This window comes from Arachidicoccus rhizosphaerae (genome assembly GCF_900107765.1).
Taxonomy (GTDB): domain Bacteria; phylum Bacteroidota; class Bacteroidia; order Chitinophagales; family Chitinophagaceae; genus Arachidicoccus; species Arachidicoccus rhizosphaerae.
This window is the reverse complement of the sequence record NZ_FNQY01000001.1, coordinates 356,745-375,650: the sequence shown is the minus strand read 5'-3', so window position 1 is coordinate 375,650 and position 18,906 is coordinate 356,745. Positions and strand designations below refer to the sequence as shown.

14 protein-coding genes are annotated in these 18,906 nt (G+C 47.4%); 9 read left to right on the top strand and 5 right to left on the bottom strand.

Going from position 1 to position 18,906, the window contains the following annotated elements; all coding sequences use genetic code 11:
• Window positions 1–4: 4 nt before the first annotated feature.
• The 3 genes from BLU80_RS01440 to BLU80_RS01425 all read right to left on the bottom strand — a co-directional run bounded on the left by BLU80_RS01440 (window position 5) and on the right by BLU80_RS01425 (window position 6,530).
• Complete coding sequence (locus tag BLU80_RS01440; protein WP_091392412.1) at window positions 5–2,299, bottom strand: GH92 family glycosyl hydrolase; 2,295 nt, start codon at window positions 2,297–2,299, stop codon at window positions 5–7.
• A gap of 185 nt (window positions 2,300–2,484) precedes the next feature.
• Window positions 2,485–5,400 carry an alpha-L-rhamnosidase gene (locus tag BLU80_RS01430; protein WP_091392408.1) on the bottom strand — a complete coding sequence of 972 codons (2,916 nt, stop codon included), beginning with the start codon at window positions 5,398–5,400 and terminating at the stop codon, window positions 2,485–2,487.
• A 53-nt stretch (window positions 5,401–5,453) separates the two neighbouring features.
• On the bottom strand, window positions 5,454–6,530 hold the full coding sequence (locus tag BLU80_RS01425; RefSeq protein ID WP_244518650.1) for a glycoside hydrolase family 43 protein: 1,077 nt from the start codon (window positions 6,528–6,530) through the stop codon (window positions 5,454–5,456).
• Window positions 6,531–6,844: 314 nt separating this feature from the next.
• Here BLU80_RS01425 and BLU80_RS01420 point away from each other — a divergent pair, with 314 nt between their 5' ends.
• The 3 genes from BLU80_RS01420 to BLU80_RS01410 all read left to right on the top strand — a co-directional run bounded on the left by BLU80_RS01420 (window position 6,845) and on the right by BLU80_RS01410 (window position 11,452).
• Complete coding sequence (locus BLU80_RS01420) at window positions 6,845–8,287, top strand: sensor histidine kinase (protein WP_091392406.1); 1,443 nt, start codon at window positions 6,845–6,847, stop codon at window positions 8,285–8,287.
• A 14-nt stretch (window positions 8,288–8,301) separates the two neighbouring features.
• Window positions 8,302–9,012 carry a response regulator transcription factor gene (locus BLU80_RS01415; RefSeq protein WP_091392404.1) on the top strand — a complete coding sequence of 237 codons (711 nt, stop codon included), beginning with the start codon at window positions 8,302–8,304 and terminating at the stop codon, window positions 9,010–9,012.
• A gap of 145 nt (window positions 9,013–9,157) precedes the next feature.
• A complete protein-coding gene (locus tag BLU80_RS01410; protein ID WP_211481704.1) occupies window positions 9,158–11,452 on the top strand; it encodes a GH92 family glycosyl hydrolase in 2,295 nt (764 codons plus the stop codon).
• Window positions 11,453–11,660: 208 nt separating this feature from the next.
• On the opposite strand, the gene dusB is transcribed toward BLU80_RS01410, so the two are convergent.
• Window positions 11,661–12,704, bottom strand: coding sequence for a tRNA dihydrouridine synthase DusB (gene dusB, locus BLU80_RS01405; protein WP_091392755.1), 1,044 nt, complete (start codon window positions 12,702–12,704; stop codon window positions 11,661–11,663).
• A 102-nt stretch (window positions 12,705–12,806) separates the two neighbouring features.
• On the opposite strand from dusB, the gene BLU80_RS01400 reads away from it, so the two are divergent.
• From BLU80_RS01400 to cysC, 6 genes are all read left to right on the top strand, one after another.
• Complete coding sequence (locus tag BLU80_RS01400) at window positions 12,807–13,751, top strand: CPBP family intramembrane glutamic endopeptidase (protein WP_091392399.1); 945 nt, start codon at window positions 12,807–12,809, stop codon at window positions 13,749–13,751.
• Between the two features lie 5 nt (window positions 13,752–13,756).
• Window positions 13,757–14,629 (top strand): phosphatidate cytidylyltransferase, encoded by an 873-nt coding sequence (locus BLU80_RS01395; RefSeq protein WP_091392396.1) that lies wholly within the window; start codon window positions 13,757–13,759, stop codon window positions 14,627–14,629.
• Between the two features lie 193 nt (window positions 14,630–14,822).
• Entirely contained in the window at window positions 14,823–15,482 is a 660-nt protein-coding gene (locus tag BLU80_RS01390) for a phosphatidylserine decarboxylase family protein (protein ID WP_091392394.1), read from the top strand.
• Between the two features lie 12 nt (window positions 15,483–15,494).
• Entirely contained in the window at window positions 15,495–16,178 is a 684-nt protein-coding gene (gene rpiA, locus BLU80_RS01385; RefSeq protein WP_091392392.1) for a ribose-5-phosphate isomerase RpiA, read from the top strand.
• A 19-nt stretch (window positions 16,179–16,197) separates the two neighbouring features.
• Complete coding sequence (locus BLU80_RS01380; protein WP_091392390.1) at window positions 16,198–16,866, top strand: HAD family hydrolase; 669 nt, start codon at window positions 16,198–16,200, stop codon at window positions 16,864–16,866.
• A gap of 275 nt (window positions 16,867–17,141) precedes the next feature.
• Window positions 17,142–17,669: an adenylyl-sulfate kinase gene (gene cysC, locus BLU80_RS01375; RefSeq protein WP_091392388.1), complete on the top strand. Its 528-nt coding sequence runs from the start codon at window positions 17,142–17,144 to the stop codon at window positions 17,667–17,669.
• Between the two features lie 72 nt (window positions 17,670–17,741).
• Here cysC and BLU80_RS01370 read toward each other — a convergent pair whose 3' ends face one another.
• Window positions 17,742–18,872, bottom strand: a complete 1,131-nt coding sequence (locus tag BLU80_RS01370; RefSeq protein WP_091392386.1) for a WaaS/CpsH family glycosyltransferase — start codon at window positions 18,870–18,872, stop codon at window positions 17,742–17,744.
• Window positions 18,873–18,906 lie beyond the last annotated feature (34 nt).

Sequence of the window (18,906 nt, the reverse complement as noted above, 5' to 3'; positions counted from 1 at the left end):
ACGATTAATTTTTTGTATCAGATAATGAGAAGGGTCTGTCCCCCCTGGTTGTTCCTCTTTGTTTATTAGGCGTCTCACTCATCTCAATAAGGATCTTACCTCCCTTTTGCAAAGCAAAATGGTCCAGGTAGTTTTTTGTATACGGTTTACCATTAAAGGTGGCTGACTGAACATATCTTGTATTTTCAGTATTGGCCGGTGCATCTATTTCCAGGGTCTTCCCGTTTTCAAAATGGATTTTGGCCTTTTTAAACAAGGGAGCACCCGTTGCGTACTCGGTGCTGGTGGGCGTTACGGGATAAAAGCCAAGTGCGGAGAACACGTACCAGGCGGAAGTCTGCCCGTTATCTTCATCGCCGCAATAACCGTCCGGCGTGGCTTTATAAAGCTTATTCATGGTTTCTCTGGCCCAATACTGGGTTTTCCAGGGCTGAGCGGCGTAATCATACAGGTATATCATATGCTGGATCGGCTGATTACCATGGGCATACTGCCCCATATCGGCGATCTGCATTTCTCTGATTTCATGAATGACGCCATGGTAATAACTGTCATCAAAGGTTGGAGGCATCACAAAAACAGAATCCAGCATACCGGTAAATTTATGATTGCCACCCATCAGGTTAATCAGCCCCTGCACATCCTGGAAGACAGACCAGCTATAATGCCAGCTATTGCCTTCCGTAAAGGCATCCCCCCATTTAAAGGGATTGAAAGGAGACTGGAACTGGCCGTCTTTGTTCTTACCGCGCATGAGTAAATGGGTAGGATCAAAGAGATTTTTATAATTCATCGCTCTTTTACGGTAAATATCAATTTCACTGGCGGGTTTACCCAGCGCTTTACCCAGGGTATAGATACAATAATCATCATAGGCATATTCCAGGGTTCTGGCTGCATTTTCATTGATTTGCACATCATAAGGTACATAGCCCAGCTCATTGTAATATTTTACACCTGCCCGGCCAACAGCCTCCATAGGCCCTTCATTATTCGCATCATGCAACAGCGCCTGATATAAGGTTTCGATGTCATAACCTCTGAGGCCTTTTATATAGGACTCTGCCACGATACTGGCCGAGTTATTCCCAATCATGATATTGCGGTAACCAGGGGCAGACCACTCAGGCAGCCAGCCGCCTTCTTTATAGTCATTGACCAGGCCTTCCTGCATCTGTTTTACGATATCAGGATATACCAGGTTCAAAAACGGATATAATGCCCGGAAGGTATCCCAGAAGCCGGTACCTCCAAACATATAGCCTGGTTCTGTCTTACCGTTATACGGGCTATAATGGACGGGTTTGCCCTCGGCATTGATTTCATAGAATTTCAATGGAAAGAATACCATTCTATACAGGCAGGAATAAAAAGTCTTTAACTGATCGGTACTGCCGCCCGAAACTTCCACCTTGCCCAGTACTTCATTCCAGATCTGGTGGGCCTTGGACTTTACCGTTTCAAAATTATCTGAACCAATCTCTTTTAAATTTTGATCGGCCTGCTCAAAGCTGATAAAAGAAGAAGCGACCCTGGCATTTATCTTTTGTCCCTTGGCAGTGTTCGTAAAGCCGATGACGGCTCCCGCATGATCGCAGCGCTGTTCATCAGCCGTTGTCTTTTGCCCGTCCTTATACGTATATACATAATCAAAGGGCTGATCAAAGACGATTACAAAATAGTTTTTAAAATTCTCGGTTACCCCGCCGCTGTTGCGTTTGGTGTAGCCGATGATTTTATGTTCTGCCGGCAGGACTTTAATATAAGAACCCTTGTCCAGCGCATCTATGACAACGGAGCTGCTATCGGTCTTGGGAAAAGTGAATCTGAAGCTGGCCGCTCTTTCGGTCGGCGTAATTTCTGTTGTCACGTCTTCATCAGCCAGATAGACTTTATAATAATAAGGTTTTGACACTTCGGCTTTATGCGAGAACCAGCTGGCCCGGTCCTTTTCCTCAAAGCGGACAGCACCGGTAATCGGCATAATGGCAAATGCGCCATAATCATTCATCCAGGGAGAAGGCTGATGGGTCTGCTTGAACCCGTTAATTTTATCTGCCGTATACTGGTAGGCCCAGCCGTCACCCATTCTGCCGGTCTGAGGTGTCCAGAGGTTCATCCCCCAGGGGAGCCCGATGGCCGGATAGGTATTACCGTTTGACAGACTGGGTTTAGAGTCTGTTCCCATAAGCGGGTTAACCAAATCCGCATAATCTGTTTTTGCGGATCCGGTAGCGGGTTGGGCGATGGCACTACTCACCATCAGCCAGCCACAAACTAAAAAAAATAACTTTTGCATGTTCCGTTTACATTTAAGTTAGGGCCGCATGTAGCCGGTATCACCGGCGTTCAGGCAGTCCTCTATGTGAAATTACCGCATTTAATACTGGATGGTTGCCAAACAAAATTCAATGCAGTGTTAATGGTTACTAAACCAGGTTTCTATTGGCAGTATTACACCTTGCGTCCACTAAAGCCCGTACTTTAATTCATCCGCTTTTGCAATACAAATGTATAACTTCCGGGGCCAAGCTCGGCTTTTAATGCTCCTTCTTTTAGATCCTGTAGTGCCGCTTTCTCTTCCGGATAGCCGGGGGAGGACTCCACTGTGACGGGAACGAAGGTTAGGGACGGCAGTTTTGTCTCGGGGGCATATCCCTCAGGCACCATAAAGCTGGCCGTTGTTCCCATGGGCACCTTCACCGTCATGTGGACCAAGGAGTACTGGCCTTTCGATTTTTTCCCGGACGGTGTCCTTTTCCAGGCAATGGACACGGTCCCGTACGGAGTCTGATGTTCCGCCTCAAAACGGGTGAGGCTGTCCGGCAAAGCAGGTCTGAGTATACTATGCTTAAAGCCAGGACTTGCAGGGTCCGGTAAGATACCGGCCAGGCCACTGTACATCCAGGCTCCGATCTGCCCGAACATGATATGATTTAAAGAAATGTCATTTTTGGACTGAATATTCCAGTTCTCATATAAGGTGGTGGCACCATTGACCATCCACCAGCCCCAGGAGGGAAAGCTCCTCGTGGCAGCCATTTGATAGGCCGTATTATGATACCCGTATTTGCTTAAGGCATCTAAAATCGTCTTGGAGCCTAACAGTCCCACATCTAACTTATACCCGTCGGCAATGACTCTTTGATTCAGCTGCGCAGCCACCTTGGAGGCCATTTCTTCCGGTACGATGCCCCAGTATAACGGCGCACTCATCTCTGTCTGGTAGCCTTTATCATAGATGCCGGTCTGTTTATCAAGATAAGTGTCGTTAAAGACTTTTTTTATTTTCTCCGCCAGCGCTGTATACCGCTGGTAGTCCGCTGTTTTACCAAATAACCTGGCCGCCTGAGCCAGGATCCGCACATCGGTATAATAATAGATGGTAGAGGTAAAAGGCACAGGCGTCCTTGATTTGACCGGCACCCAGTCCCCCAGACCCCAGCTGCAGATGCCGGTCTCACTGATGCCGGTGGTATAATCCACATACCGTTTAATGCCTTCATAACAGTCACGCAGTACCTGGTCATCGCCGTAGAACAAATACAGGTTCCAGGGGATCACTGCGATGGTACTGGTCCAGTCCGGACCATTGCCCCATTCATACCCCCAGCCGTCGGTGGGGACTATGGAGGGCAGCACGCCGTTGGGCTGCTGCTCATCCAGGTGATCCTGCATCCATTTTTTATAAACGGTGATCCCGTCAAAATTATAGAGTCCGGTTTCTATATTTATCTGGCCGTCGCCGGTCCAGCCGTTTTTCTCTCTTTGCGGACAGTCGGTCGGATAGCCCATCAGGTTGGACAGATAGGACTGGTTGGTGGCCGCCCATATCTTATTTAAGATAGTGTCTGAACTATGGATTTTGCCTGCCGGGCTGACATCACTATGCATAAAATAAGCCTGCAGCGAATTGTCGCTGAGGGTGACGGGCCGGGAGCTGGTTACTTCCACATATTGAAATCCTTTATACCCGAACCAGGGCCGGAAGACCTCTTCTGCTTTGCCGGACAAGGTATAGATATCTGTCTGAAAGGGATCGCTGTCATCTGTGGGGCGGTAGTGTACATCTATATTGGACTGATCGACATGGCCGTCTTTATATAGCCGCTCCCCGTGCCTGAGCCTGAGAACGGTTCCGGCTTCTCCTTTAACCCGGATCTCAGAGATCCCGGCTATATTCTGATGGATATTGAAGACGTAATCCGTGTCGCTGAATTTTTGCATGGTGACACCCGTAATAGCCGCTGATTTTCGGATCGGCACCATCACGGCTGAACTGATATGCAGGGTAGGCGCGGAGCGGTAAATAACGTCCTGCCAAAGCGTGTCCTGCTTTTTATGCCAGTCGTCCTGCTCAGGATGCGGCTGATCCCAGCCGTCAAGGGTCAGCCGGTTATCCTGATGTTCGGCCGTATAAATGCTGTTAAAGGTAATCTTTCCGGTTCTGGTCTTCCAGTCCTTGCCTGTACAAATGGTTTGAACAGACCCGTCGCTGTAGGTAATAATGAGATCCAGTACAAAACACGGCCTCGAGCGCCAGGGCGCCTTGTCAAAATCCCAGACAGCGGTTGACTGTAAATTATACCACCCGTTGCCCAGCACGACGCCCAGGGCATTCAGCCCGCTTTTCAGGGAGGCGGTGACATCATAAGTCGTATAGTAGAGCCTGCGGTCAAAACGGGTATAGACAGGATCCAGCTCCCTGTCACCCACTTTTTCACCGTTAAGACTGAGTCTGTATAAGCCTGCAGCAGCTATATAAATCCTGGCCGACTTTATCTGTTTGTGGAGGGCGAATTCTTTTCTGAAATAACCGGCAGGTTTAAAACTGATGGGATGATTATCAGAGATCCAGGCGCCTTTCCAGTTATACACGGAGCCGAGCCCGGTTTCAAAATAACTCATGGCTGCGTCCTGTATGCTGCTAGCTGCGCTACCGGTATCCGTAGTAGAGACTATTTTCCAGTAGTATCGGGTTAAGGGGCTAAGCGCAGTTCCCTGGTAGCGGACAAAAGGACTTTCATATAATCTGAATCCACTGTTCCATACAATAGACGTATCAGAAGAGGACGGCGCCGCACGGGCTACTACGTCAGCGTCCTTGCCTACGATAATCCGGTAATAGATATCGGCGGAGTTATTTTTCAGAGCACTACCTCCGGTTGTATCCTGCTGTTTTAATTTCCAGGATAAGGCCGGATGGCTGTTATCCACGCCCAGGGGTGTAGGTAAATACTCGCAGCGCAGATCGTACACACGGGCGCTGTTTTCACGGTTATTAACGCCACTTTTCCCGCTTTGTCCGCTCTTTGCGCTGCTGTGCGGCTGTCCCATTAAAAAAACCGGAACCGCCAGCAACCATGCCCCCAGGATGATTTGAAAGGGAGATTTTCTCATTGATTAGATTTTGCCTGATTCTTATTACCTGCCCCGTTTAAGTTTTTGCCACTTTAATTTTTTGCCGCCTTTTTTATGCGGTGGGCTTTGACCCCTTCAAAAGTCATTTTAACCGGCAGTATCTTGCCGTCTTTGTCAAAATGCAGTTCATCTATACAGGTAGCCCGATTATTGGCTTTTGTTTCTCCGAGTGGCCTTCTGTGATAGACAATATAATAGCGGTCCTCTCCCGGCACTTTAATCACGCTGTGATGCCCGGCGCCCGTAGCCACCGCACTGTCCTGTTCCAGTATGGTACCGATGCGTTTAAAGGGGCCGAGTGGATTATCCGCTATGGCGTAGGCTACCCGGTAATCCGGGCCGCCCCAGCCGCCTTCCGACCACATAAAATAGTATTTACCCCCTTTTTTAAACATAAAAGGTCCTTCCGTATAGCCATCAGGGGTTACCTCTTTATAAAGGGTGCCATCCTCCAGGGGCAAAAGACCGGTAAAATCATTTTTAAGTTTTACTACATTGCAATGTCCCCATCCTCCATAATACATATAATAGCTGCCATCCGTATCATGAAAGACATATTGGTCGATGGGCTGTGCGCCGTTTTTAATATGGCCGATCAAAGGTTTACCCAGAAGATCCTTATAAGGCCCTTGCGGTTTGTCCGCTACGGCGACACCTATACCGCCGATCTCTCCTTCATGCACGTCGTTGGCCCCAAAAAACAAATAATACTTCCCCTGCTTTTCCAGCACAGCAGGCGCCCACATGGCTTTTTTGGCCCATTTCACCTGACTGGAATCCAGTACCCCGTGATGCCGGGTCCAATGCACCAGATCCGGTGAACTGAAGGCATCAAAAAATACCTGGTCTTCATACCTGGCGCTATAGGTGGGGAAAATCCAATAATCCTTCCCATACACCACACCTTCCGGATCTGCATACCAGCCCGGCAATACAGGGTTGCCGCTGTACCCGGCTTTAGCGGGATGCACCTGTGGTATCAGCTGCGCTGTCGCCCCGGTTAGAGTGACAGCCGCCAGCAAAAGGCCGGCGGCTATGGATAGTAACGGTTTTTTAAAGTGGCCATGCATATGCCTTTGGGTGTTAACCTGATAAGATGATCGTACCATATTTTGAAAAATTATAAATAGTAGCAGCTAGATCCAACTCCTGGCTGCCCTGGATTTAATACCTATTTTTATGTGATTCCTTTAAATATAAATAATACAGTCAGGGTCCATTTGTCCGTGTAATTACCATTGCGATATTAACATTATTCACGAGATTCCAAAAACCGATAACTTTTTGTTTAAAAATGGTCAAAATAAAAACTGCGGGCCAGGGCTTATCCCTGACTTCCAATGCAGAACAGGCTGCTATTGTTAATGAATTTTTAATGATTTTTCCCTTAAAACGCTGAACTTTACTTTTAAATTTGAAACCAATGGGTCTCTCAGTGAAGTCTACCTCCATTCTTATTTATAAAATCATTGCGGTTCTCAGCTTTCTGATCCTGCTTGGGGTACAGTTTTTTCTGGTATATAACACCTATAAACTTAAAGATGAACATTATTTTTCTACGGAAAAACAACTGATTAAATCCGTATACACCAAGAGCATCCGTAATGATAAGGTATACCCGGGCGGGCAGAAAATCATTGACAGCTTCCTTTTGCGCAATATGCACCCACTGGAAAGGCTCTATAAAACGGACCCTTCTGCCTTTAACTTACAAAGACAGCTGGTCTGTGACAGTATATTCAGGGAGCTGCGGGCAAACAGCCCGATGGATGATGTATTTGCCAAAATCCTGAAAGAGAACCATCTGAAGCATGATCTGCAGTACCGGCTGCTGATCAAGACCCTGAGCATCACTTTCTCCGGCAGTAACTATATCATTTTGTTTCAAAGCGGTCATCAGCTGCCCCTGCTAGACAGCAGCTATATCCTCCCGGAAGGCGCCGTAATTGACGGCAGACTTCAGACGCTGAATATGCAAAACCAGGTGACCTCCCTTACCGTCAGCGCTCCGAATGCCTATAGCTATCAGATCACCTTTGAACTTTATGTAGACTCTCCCAACAGGGCCTGGGCTATTTTAAGCCTGATGAAGCCTACTTTTGCCTTATCGTTTTTCTCCTTGCTGGCCGTTATGATTATCTACTTCTTTACCTTTCGTAACTGGCTCAGGCAGAAAAAACTGGCGGAAATGAAATCCGATTTTGTCAACAGCATCACCCATGAGTTTCATACGCCGCTGGCAACCATTATGGTGGCCAACAAAAGCCTGCAGAATGAAAAAATCATTGAGAAGAAAGAGAATATAGCGCCCCTTACCGATATTATCAGCCGGCAGACCGGCCGGCTGAAGACGATTTTCAGTCAGGTACTGGATATTACGGTCATGAATAACGCGACCCTGAAAAAAGAAAGTTATTACCTGGGCACCCTGCTGGAAGAGATATTACTGGATTATCGCTTAACTTTGGGTAATAAGAATGTAGAGATTAAGCTCGACAAAATCCCGGATGACTATCTGATATTACTGGATAAATTCTGGTTTACCACAACGGTGCTCAATCTGTTTGAAAACGCAATTAAGTACAATAGTTCACCGGTAAAAAAAATCAGGATCCGCGCTCAGCAGGATAAAAAAATGATTCAGTTATCTATTGCGGATAATGGAATCGGGATGAGCCAGAAGACCATCCGTCATATTTTTGAGAAATTCTACCGGAGTAAAAACAAGAGTACCGAAGATGTAAACGGACTCGGGCTCGGCCTTTTTTATGTCCGCCAGTCTGTCCGGGCACATGGCTGGACCCTGGACGTGGAGAGCAAAGAAGGCGAGGGAACTGAATTTATAATAATGATGCCCAAAGGGTAACAAATAAAGAACACATGAAACACAGAATTCTATTTGTAGAGGACCAGGAAGATCTGGGCAACGTCGTCAAGCAATACCTGGAGGCGATGAACTTTGAAGTACACTGGTGCTTAAACGGCAAAGATGCTTACCGCACTTTTCTGACCAAAAAGCAACTCTTTGACATTCTGATCATTGATATTCAGCTCCCGGAAATGAACGGATTTGAGCTGGCCGAGCTGATCATCAAAGAAAACGTATCGGTTCCCTTCCTCTTTTTAACCGCCCGCAATGAGAAAAAAGACCGGTTAAAAGGTTTAAAACTAGGCGCCGACGATTACATCAGTAAGCCCTTTGACATTGATGAGCTGGTGCTGCGCATCAAAAATATCATCCGCCGCAAACAACCGCCGGAACAACAGGCTGCGGAGACTAAAAATGATATTCCTATCGGAGATATTGTTTTACATAAGGACCTGTTACGACTCTCCATTAAAGGAGGCAAACCCATTACGCTGACCGTCAGAGAAGCCGAATTGCTGCAATACCTCTGCAAGCATCCTAACCGGGTTCTTAAAAGAGAGGAGATTTTATTGCAGCTCTGGGGAGAAAATGATTATTTTTTGGGCAGAAGCCTGGATGTATTTATTTCCCGGCTCAGAAAATTATTACAAAACTCCGATACCGTAAGTATTGATAATGTCTATGGCGTTGGATTTGTCTTTAATGTCAAAAAAACGGAGTAGCTGTCTATCGGGTTAAAAACAAAAGGGTTATAATCCGTTAACGAAGTATTGAACATTGATTAATAGCCCTTCTAGTCAATTTAGCGTAAAGTTGTAGCTGTATAATTGTAATTTTCTATATTCTGATTATAAAGCAAATATTTACGTGAAAAAAAGATATGTAATGCTGTGCACCCTGGCCACCGTTTTATGCCTGGGTGCACATGCACAAAATACAGAGCCGGCCTCAAGTGATCTGACCCGTTATGTCAACCCTTTTATCGGCACGGGGGCCATTGACGCCTCCAGCCTTTCGGGGAGCAATTTTCCGGGAGCAACACTGCCTTTTGGTTTTGTACAGTTAAGCCCTGATACCGAGGACGGCCCCGATAATCCCGCCTCCGGTTATGATTATAACGATAAAACCATCGTTGGGTTCAGTCACACCCATTTAAGCGGCACCGGCGTATCCGACCTGTTTGATGTAATGCTGATGCCGACAACCGGTAAAATCCAGTCTGTACCCGGTAAGGCCGAAACGCCCGGCAGCGGCTACCGCAGCCGTTTCTCCCACGATCAGGAATCAGCAGAGGTAGGTTACTACCAGGTGAAGCTATTGGATTATGATATTAACGCCGAGCTGACCGCCACTGAACATGCCGGCTATCACCGCTACCGCTTTCCTAAAACAGACCAGGCACATATCGTCATCGATCTGAATCATACCCTGAACAAAAAAAGGCCTTATTGGTCCTGTAAGGTCATAGACGCTGAGATCCGCCAGATTGACCCCTACACGGTAGAAGGCTACCGGGTACTCACCGGCTGGGCACAGCTGCGTAAAGTTTATTTTTATGCAACATTCTCTGAACCGATTATCTCTAGTGAACTGTTTAACGGCGGCAGTATGTATGCCAACGAAAAAATCGTCAATGGCACGAATGTAAGAGCCGTACTGAACTTTAACACGGGTAACGGCAAGCCGGTGTTGGTCCGGGTGGGTCTGTCTGAGGTCAGCCCAAGCGGCGCCAAAGCCAACCTGGAAGCGGAAGTCGGCCAGAAAAGTTTTGACCAGATCAGACAAGAGGCCAAGGCTAAATGGCAAGAGCAGCTCAGTAATATCACCATTGAGGGTACAAAAGAACAAAAAGAGATTTTCTATACAGGACTGTATCATGCCTATACGCAGCCCAATAATCTGGCCGATGTCAACGGGGATTATATGGCCACTGATTATACCATTAAAAATGCGCCGGATAAGACGCATTACTCCACCTTCTCCTTATGGGATACTTACCGGGCAGCCCATCCCTTATACACCCTGTTAAAACCCAAAAAAGATGCGGCATTTATCCGCAGCATGATCCGCCAATACGAAACCTTCGGCTATCTGCCCATCTGGCAGCTCTGGGGTGAAGAAAACTATTGCATGATCGGCAACCATGCCATCCCGGTCATTGTGGACGCGATATTTAAAGGGATCCAGGGCATTGATGTTGAAAAAGCCTACGAAGCCGTTAAACAATCCTCTGTCACCAGTCATCCCGGATCGCCTTTTAACCTCTGGGATCAGTATCATTATATGCCGGAAAACAAGCAGTCTCAATCTGTCTCTATTACACTGGAGATGGCCTATGACGACTGGTGCGTAGCCATGCTGGCCAAAAAACTCGGCAAGGATGAAGACTACCAGTACTTTTTAAACAGATCCGGTTATTATAAAAACCTGTTTAATAAAAACACCGGCTTTTTCCAGGCCAGGGACGACAAAGGCAACTGGCTTCCGGATTTTAATCCTTTAGCCTATGGCGGCAACGGCGGCAATCCTTTTACCGAAGGCAACGGCTGGCAGTACCTGTGGTATGTTCCCCAGGATGTGCAGGGTTTAATCGCCCTGGAAGGCGGCAAGGCCGGCTTTAGTGCAAAGCTGGATACGTTCTTTACCCTAAAGGATCTGCCTAAGGAAGTCAACGGCAACGCGTCTGGCTTTATCGGTCAGTATGCCCACGGCAATGAGCCGAGCCATCACGTTACCTATCTGTACGATTATGTCGGACAGCCCTGGAAAACGCAGTACTATGTAGCGAAAGTGCTTCGGGAATTATACAATAACTCTTTTTCCGGTTACTCCGGCAACGAGGATTGCGGTCAGATGTCCAGCTGGTATATATTCAGCGCCATGGGCTTCTACCCGGTGAACCCGGCCAGCGGAAAATATGAGATCGGATCGCCCATACTCTCTTCGGCCACCATCCGGCTGGATAATGGCAGGGTCTTTAAAATGACGGCTAAAAACGTATCCGAACAAAATGTATATATCCAGTCAGTAAAACTCAATGGTAAATCTTATAACAAGCCTTATATCCTGCACAGCGATATAGAAAACGGTGCCACCCTGGAATTTGTCATGGGCGCCAAACCCAATAAAAAATGGGGACAGGATCTGACGGGTCTTGATTAATCTTTTCTTCTTTCATCAGTCATAGTAGGTATCCGCTTCTTCGCCCTGGGCGATAGGAGCGGATTTTTTTTTGCCGGGCCACTAGGGCGAGACCCCTTTATGGACAGCGCAGTGCCTAAAAACAAACCAGCCGGCATCTTTTGTTGTGCCGGCTGGTTTGTGGACAGTTGTGCGGACGGGTTGCTGTCAGGACTTTTACATGCCTTCGCTATTTGGCCGTCTCGCAGTTAGGCGCGCCTTCCGCAAAGGTCCATAGTTTTTTCTCTGCGACAAACCCTGCATAATAGCTGAGCACTTCGCAAAGCACTTCATCAATTTCTTCATAGGTGTCCAGTCGAACCAGACGGCTCTTGAACTCCTTGATATTAGGAAAGCCTTTCAGGTAATTGGTATAATGTCTGCGCATTTCTCTGATCCCTACAACAGGGCCCTTCCAGGCCAGAGAATATTTTAGATGCTGGCGGATGACTGCCACCCGCTGCTCCACCGTAGGCAAAGGCAGGTGCTCACCGGTAGCCAGAAAATGCTTGATCTCGTTAAAGATCCAGGGATAGCCGATGGCCGCTCTTCCGATCATGATACCATCTACGCCGTAGCGGTTTTTATATTCCAGGGCCTTTTCCGGAGAATCGATATCGCCATTGCCAAAAATGGGTATTTTGATCCGGGGATTATCCTTTATTTTACCGATTAGTTCCCAGTTGGCCTCACCCTTATACATCTGACAGCGTGTTCTGCCATGTATGGAGAGTGCCGCAATACCAATATCCTGCAGCCTTTCTGCTACCTCTTCTATGTTCTTGCTGTTATCATCCCATCCCAGGCGGGTCTTAACGGTTACCGGAAGGTGGGTGTTTTTAATACAGGATTCAGTGAGCCGGACCATCAGATCCACATCCTTTAACACGCCGGCGCCGGCGCCCTTGGTCACCACCTTTTTAACAGGACAGCCAAAGTTGATATCCAGCAGGTCCGGTCCTACGGTGTCCACAATAGCGGCACTCATGCCCATCGCTTCCTCATCCCCTCCGAAGATCTGGATGCCGATGGGGCGCTCCTCTTCATAGATATCCAGTTTTCTTCTGCTTTTAATGGCATCACGGATCAGCCCTTCACTGCTGATAAACTCCGTATACATCAGATCTGCGCCATTGACCTTACACACGGAGCGAAACGGCGGATCACTGACATCCTCCATAGGAGCCAGCAGCATCGGAAAATCCGGTAATTCTATTGAACCAATTTTTATCATAATCAAATTATCAATATAAGGCCAGGCCCCTTTTTGGATATTGGCCGTATATTCGCTGCAAAAATACGTGCAATATCTTTTATTACCATAAACCGCAACAGGATGACCAGCCTTCCCGCCTCTAAAATCCGTATAAGCCCGACCGGACAATTCTTTATTTTACTGGGCCTGGTCTGTTTTGGGCTGCTGCTGAGCGGCCTGATAAGCGTGGTCATGATTTTAGCCACCCCGGGCGCTTCGCTGGAAGGGATCACCAAAGGGGATCCGGATATGGCCTCTTTAGCGCGCTGGATCCAGATTATCAGCACGTTTTGCATGTTTGCCGGACCGGCCTTCCTGTTCAAGCTGATTATAAGACCCGGCAAAGACTATTTTAAATTTAACAATAAAAGACCGCTGCTACTCTGGATACTCATGCTGCTCATTGCCTTTGCCACGATCCCGGCGGCAGATATATTCACCTGGCTGAATGAACATATTCCGATATCCGGCGCCGTGAAAGAGAAGTTTACCCGGATGGAACAGACCTATGAGACCCAGATGCTCTATATGCTGGAGCTGAACTCCTGGGGCGGCTTTCTCAAGTCCCTGTTTCTCATAGCCTTACTTCCTGCCATGTTTGAGGAGCTGCTATTCAGGGGCTGCCTGCAGCAGGTCATGCTCAGCTGGATCAAAAAGCCTTTTTTAGCCATATTGATTACCTCCATTATCTTTAGCGCCGTACACGGCTCCTATTTTGGCTTTTTACCCCGGATTTTCATAGGCATGGTCCTGGGCTATGTCTATTATTACGGCCGTAATATCTTTTTGAACATGGTCATCCATTTTATAAACAACGGACTGATTATCACGGTTATGTTTTATAAAGCCATGACAAGCGGAGACGCCGCTTCGGCGCTTAAGACACAGTCGTCCGCCTGGCTGGCCTGGGTAGGCCTCATCACGCTGATCCCCCTGTTTTATTATTTTAGACAAAAAGCGCTGGCTACGCCCCCTTCTGCCAAAAGCAGTCTGGATGAGCAGCCGCCTAAACCTTTTTACTCCTGATATTCATGGCACTTAATCAACAAGTATTTAAAACCAGGGCTCTAACAGCTGTCATCTTTGTCGTTGTCATGCTGTCCGGCCTTCTGATTAATCAATGGACCTTTGCCCTGCTGTTTTTTATCATCCACTGGGGCTGCTGGACGGAATTTGACCAGTTGCTGAAAAAAATATACCCGGATTATGGCAAGGCTGACCCCAGAATGACGAGCCTGCCCCGGCTGATAGGCTCCGGCTTTCTGATTTTCTGTCTGCCCCATCATTATGCCCTGTTTGGGGTCGAGCTATATTATATCGGGGCGCTGATTATGATTATAGGCACAGTGAAGTTTATCTCCTTATGGATCAGGGCAGGTGCCTTGCAAAAAGTCACGGCCAAAGGAGCTGTACTGGGACTTGTATATATCTCTTTAAGCTGGGGGCTGATGATTCACCTGCGTTTTTGCGACTTTCTGGACTATCCCCTCGGCTGGGTCATAGCGCTTACCATGGTGGGCTCGGTCTGGACCAATGATACCATGCAGTATGTCGTGGGTTCTCTGATCGGCAAAACGCCTTTTTCCAGCATATCGCCCAATAAGACCCTGGAAGGCACCATAGGCGGCAGCCTGATCTGCATAATCGTCATCACCGCTATCGGCTACTACTTTGTGGAAAAAGAATTATGGCTTATGTTTTTAATCGTTTCGGCGGTGACGGCCGTCATTGGCACCTTAGGGGATTTGCTGGAAAGCAAGCTTAAAAGGATGGCAGGGGTTAAGGACAGCGGGAACTTTATGCCCGGTCACGGCGGCTTTCTGGACCGTTTTGATTCCCTGATTCTGGCCACTCCCTTTGTGGTGGCCATCGTCACCTGCTGGCCCAGGCTAGGCCTGATTTAAAAAGCCGGGGCAGACAACCGCAATAATTAAACAAGTATTTAACAAAATACCCCTTAAAACGGGTGATAAACCGGGAATGTCCCTGGTCCCGTTTCGGATAATCGCCGTTTGGGTTGTATCTTTGCGGCTTCACAAAACCTGAAACAGGGTACATAAACCGATATCATTAAAACTTTAAACGAACCCTCCTCCTATGACCATACATAAAGAAGGAACTGCATCCATTGTACTGGCCGCAATCGTAGTCGCGGTAGCCTCTCTGATTGCCAATTATTTTCTGATGCCGGTATATGGCTGGATCTATCTGATTATCCTCGTCATACTGATTATTCTGTTTCTTTTTATTGTTTCATTTTTCAGGATCCCGGAACGCAACATGAGCTATGGAGAGCATAAAATTATTGCGCCTGCTGATGGTAAGGTCGTGGTCATCGAAGAAGCGGAGGACCCGGAATATTTTAAAGGTAAACGGCTGCAGATCAGCATTTTTATGAGCCCTGCCAATGTCCACGTCAACCGTTATCCAATAGACGGGGAAGTGGTGTATAACCAGTATCATAAAGGTAAATACCTGGTAGCCTGGCATCCAAAAAGCTCTACGGACAATGAAAGGCATTCCATTGTCATCAAACGTCCCGGCAAAGGAGAGATCCTGGTCAAACAAATTGCCGGCGCCCTGGCCAGAAGGATCGTTAACTATGCCAAGACGGGAGAAAGTGTGAAACAAAATGAGGAACTGGGCTTTATAAAATTTGGAAGCCGGGTGGATTTGCTTTTACCTTTGGGCACGAAAGTGAATGTTGAACTTGGCCAGGCAGTTCAGGGCGGTGTCACCGTTATTGCTACCTGGTAATAATCTAAAATCATGAATGCTAAACAGTTGGCTGCCGAAGCGGCCGTTGCACTGATAAAAGACGGCATGAAAGTCGGTCTGGGAACCGGATCTACCGCCTATTTTGCCATCCAAAAAATTGGCCAGCGGGTCAAGGATGAGGGCCTGAAGGTTACCTGCATCGCGACCTCTGTCCAGAGTGAAGAGCTGGCGACTTCCTTGAATATCCCCATGGCAGGCTTTGAAGAGCTTTCCTATCTGGATATCACCATTGACGGCGCCGATGAGGCGGATCATTCGCTTCAGCTCATCAAAGGCGGCGGCGGCGCGCTGCTCCGGGAAAAGATCATCGCTTATATGACCGGTCATTATGTGATTATTGCCGACGACTCTAAATATGTGGAGACCCTGGGTAAATTTTTTCTGCCCGTAGAAGTCATCCCTTTTGGCTGGCAAAGAACATTTGATCATCTGAGCCGACTGGGATGCACCCCGCATTTAAGAGAAAAGCAAGGAGCTGCCTATATTACCGATAACGGCAATTATATTCTGGACTGTGATTTTAAAAAAATTACGGATCCCGGCCAGCTGCAAACCGAGCTCAATCTCATTCCCGGCGTCGTGGAATGCGGGTTATTTGTGGACCGTGCCCAGACGCTGATTATCGCGGCGGCTGACGGCCAGCTCACCACCTATCATAAAGAAGTAAAAAATTAAAGCAAAGCATAGAATAGTAATGGATTTAAACAGTAAAAACAGGGCTTTCCTGTTTGATATGAATGGAACAATGATCGATGACATGCATTTTCATACCAGAGCTTGGTTTAAAGTGCTGAACGATCTGGGAGCAGGACTCACCTTAGAACAGACTAAATTACATATGTACGGTAAGGCCGAAGAAATGTTTGACCGCATTTTCGGGGCCGGTAAATTTTCCGATGCAGAACTTCGGGAGATTATTCTGAATAAAGAAAAGGCGTATCAGGAGGTCTTCAGACCGTATTTAAAACTGATAAACGGCCTGGGAGCCTTTTTGCAAAAAGCAAAAGCAGCAGGTATCGGCCTTGCCATCGGAACGGCCGCTCCGAAGACCAATGTAGACTATGTCCTGGACGGCCTGCAGCTGCATTCTTTGTTTCCGGTAATTGTCGGAGCGGAGGATGTCACCACCAGTAAGCCTGACCCAGAGGTTTTCTTAACAGCCGCTGCCCAGTTAAAAGTGGCTCCGGAAAACTGCGTGGTTTTTGAGGATTCTCCTAAAGGGGTTGAAGCCGCAATGCGGGGCGGCATGAAAGCCGTGGTGATTACCACCTTCCATGAAGCGGAGGATTTTGCCCACCTGGATAATGTGCTGGTCACGGTAAAGGATTATACCGATCCGCTGCTAGACAGCTTATTTGACTAAACAGAACTTTACCTTTCATAACAGACAGGCAGCAGTAACCACTAAACCCGGTAATACTGCTGCCTATCTTTTTTTTGCCACTGCTTGTCGATTTTAAAGCAAGGGTCTCAATAAGGACGCCTATTTTTAGCCATATTGACAGCACATCTGCTCTTAGGACATCAACATGACCCTACTATTTTGCATAATACCGGCAATGCGGACCCGGCTTTATACAAAGCAGGTCAGGCTCCGGCGACTAGCTGTCCTCATCTAAAAATCTGAAATAAGCAGCCATGATTATTCAACTCTGCGGGCTTTCCGGTGCGGGCAAAACAACGCTGGCCTCTAAGGTTCAGCAACTGGGCGGACAGGCAAACCTTAATATCGTTATCATTGACGGTGACCAGTACAGAAAGACGCTTTGCAAGGACCTTGGGTTTTCCTATGCGGACCGCTCTGAGAATCTGCGCCGGCTTACCCGGCTGGCCCATGATTATTCCAGGCAGGGCAAGATTGCCATCATCAGTGCCATACATCCTTTCCGGGAAATCAGGCGTGAACTGAAAGCCCGTTATCCGGGCATTAAAACCGTCTTTATTGATTGTCCGGTAGAAGTACTCGTTCAAAGAGACACCAAAGGTTTGTATAAAAGAGCCTTACTGCCGCAAAATCACCCGGACAAGTTGCATAACCTCACGGGTCTCGGTGACCGCTTTGACGCGCCTGAAGATCCGGACCTTCACCTAAGGACCGCCCAGATGTCCGTTGACCATGCAGCCGGGCTGTTATTGGATTTTATTCGCAGGCATATAAAAAAATAGTTACGGATAGCAGCCGGCAGCCACTGTAACAAATAGGGGTCTGCCCGGCTCAACGCTTCTTATCCCCCTCAATTATCCGTGATGTACAGAGGCCACGGGGTTACCGGTCGCATGACACTCCAGCTCTTTCTTACTACTGAAATGAACGCTTTTTAAAGCGGAGCAGGCGGACAGGACCGCTGACTGAGGAGCACTTATCGGGGTGTAGGGGGCCATATCCAGTACATAGCGGATCCAGTTGGTAAATGCATATTTTCTGGAGATTTCCTGAGGCAGCGCTTTATAGGGTTTTTCCAAAAACCGGGTCAGCCCGCTTAAGTCATCTACCCCGTAGATAAAGATATTATCGGGATGATAGAAATCATAAGACGCTACCGAGCTGTTATTGGTGATTATTTTTTTCTCATAACAAATAGCCTCAAAAAATCTAAGCGAAAGACCTTTGTGACAAGGCGCCGTTATATCGATTAGGACGCTCGCTTTTTTCACTTTTTCCAGGTTCTGCTCATAACTAATGGCTGCAGCTGAGAGCTTTAATCCCGGAACCGCCTGTTTTAACCGGCGCTTCTTCCCTGAAAACAAATTAAAATCCGGGAGCATGTTCGCCCCGGCAAGTAAAGGCTGCAGCGATTGCAAAAACTGCACTCTTTCCCTGCTGTAATCGCCGACAAAATAAGCGCCTGCTTTTTGCGTCACCGGGGTTTCAAAAACCCGGGGCAGGGTAAAATAAAAATTCCCTAAATATCTTCTGACGGGCGCCCCTCCCTGGACATCCATAGGATCAAAGACGAAAAACCGGTCAAACATGGGTATTCGTTTTTCCGCCCAGGGATATCTGTCCAGCCCGTCCCACTGGTAGCCGGCCATCACGACCGCTTTTTCTTTAATGCTTTCTAAAACCGCTTTGCTATAAGTATCCGGTCTGATTATCAATGCATAATCGGCCTTTGGTTTCAGATCCGCCAGCTTTTCCATTATCTCGGCCTGATGGGCTTCAAACCGAAGCTTATCCTTATAAGACCGGTCTTTTAAAAATACCTTATGGAAGAAATTAAAGATTCGCTGGGAGAGATTTTTATACCGGAACCCCTTATAATCAAAACTAATATCGATTACCTCAAATCCCAGATATTCCAGGTTTTCCTTTAGGAGACTGCCCAGCCCATAAATGGTCGGCAACCCTAAAATAATACGCTTTTTCATAAATTATCCTGTTAAAACCTGCCTCGGACCGGCA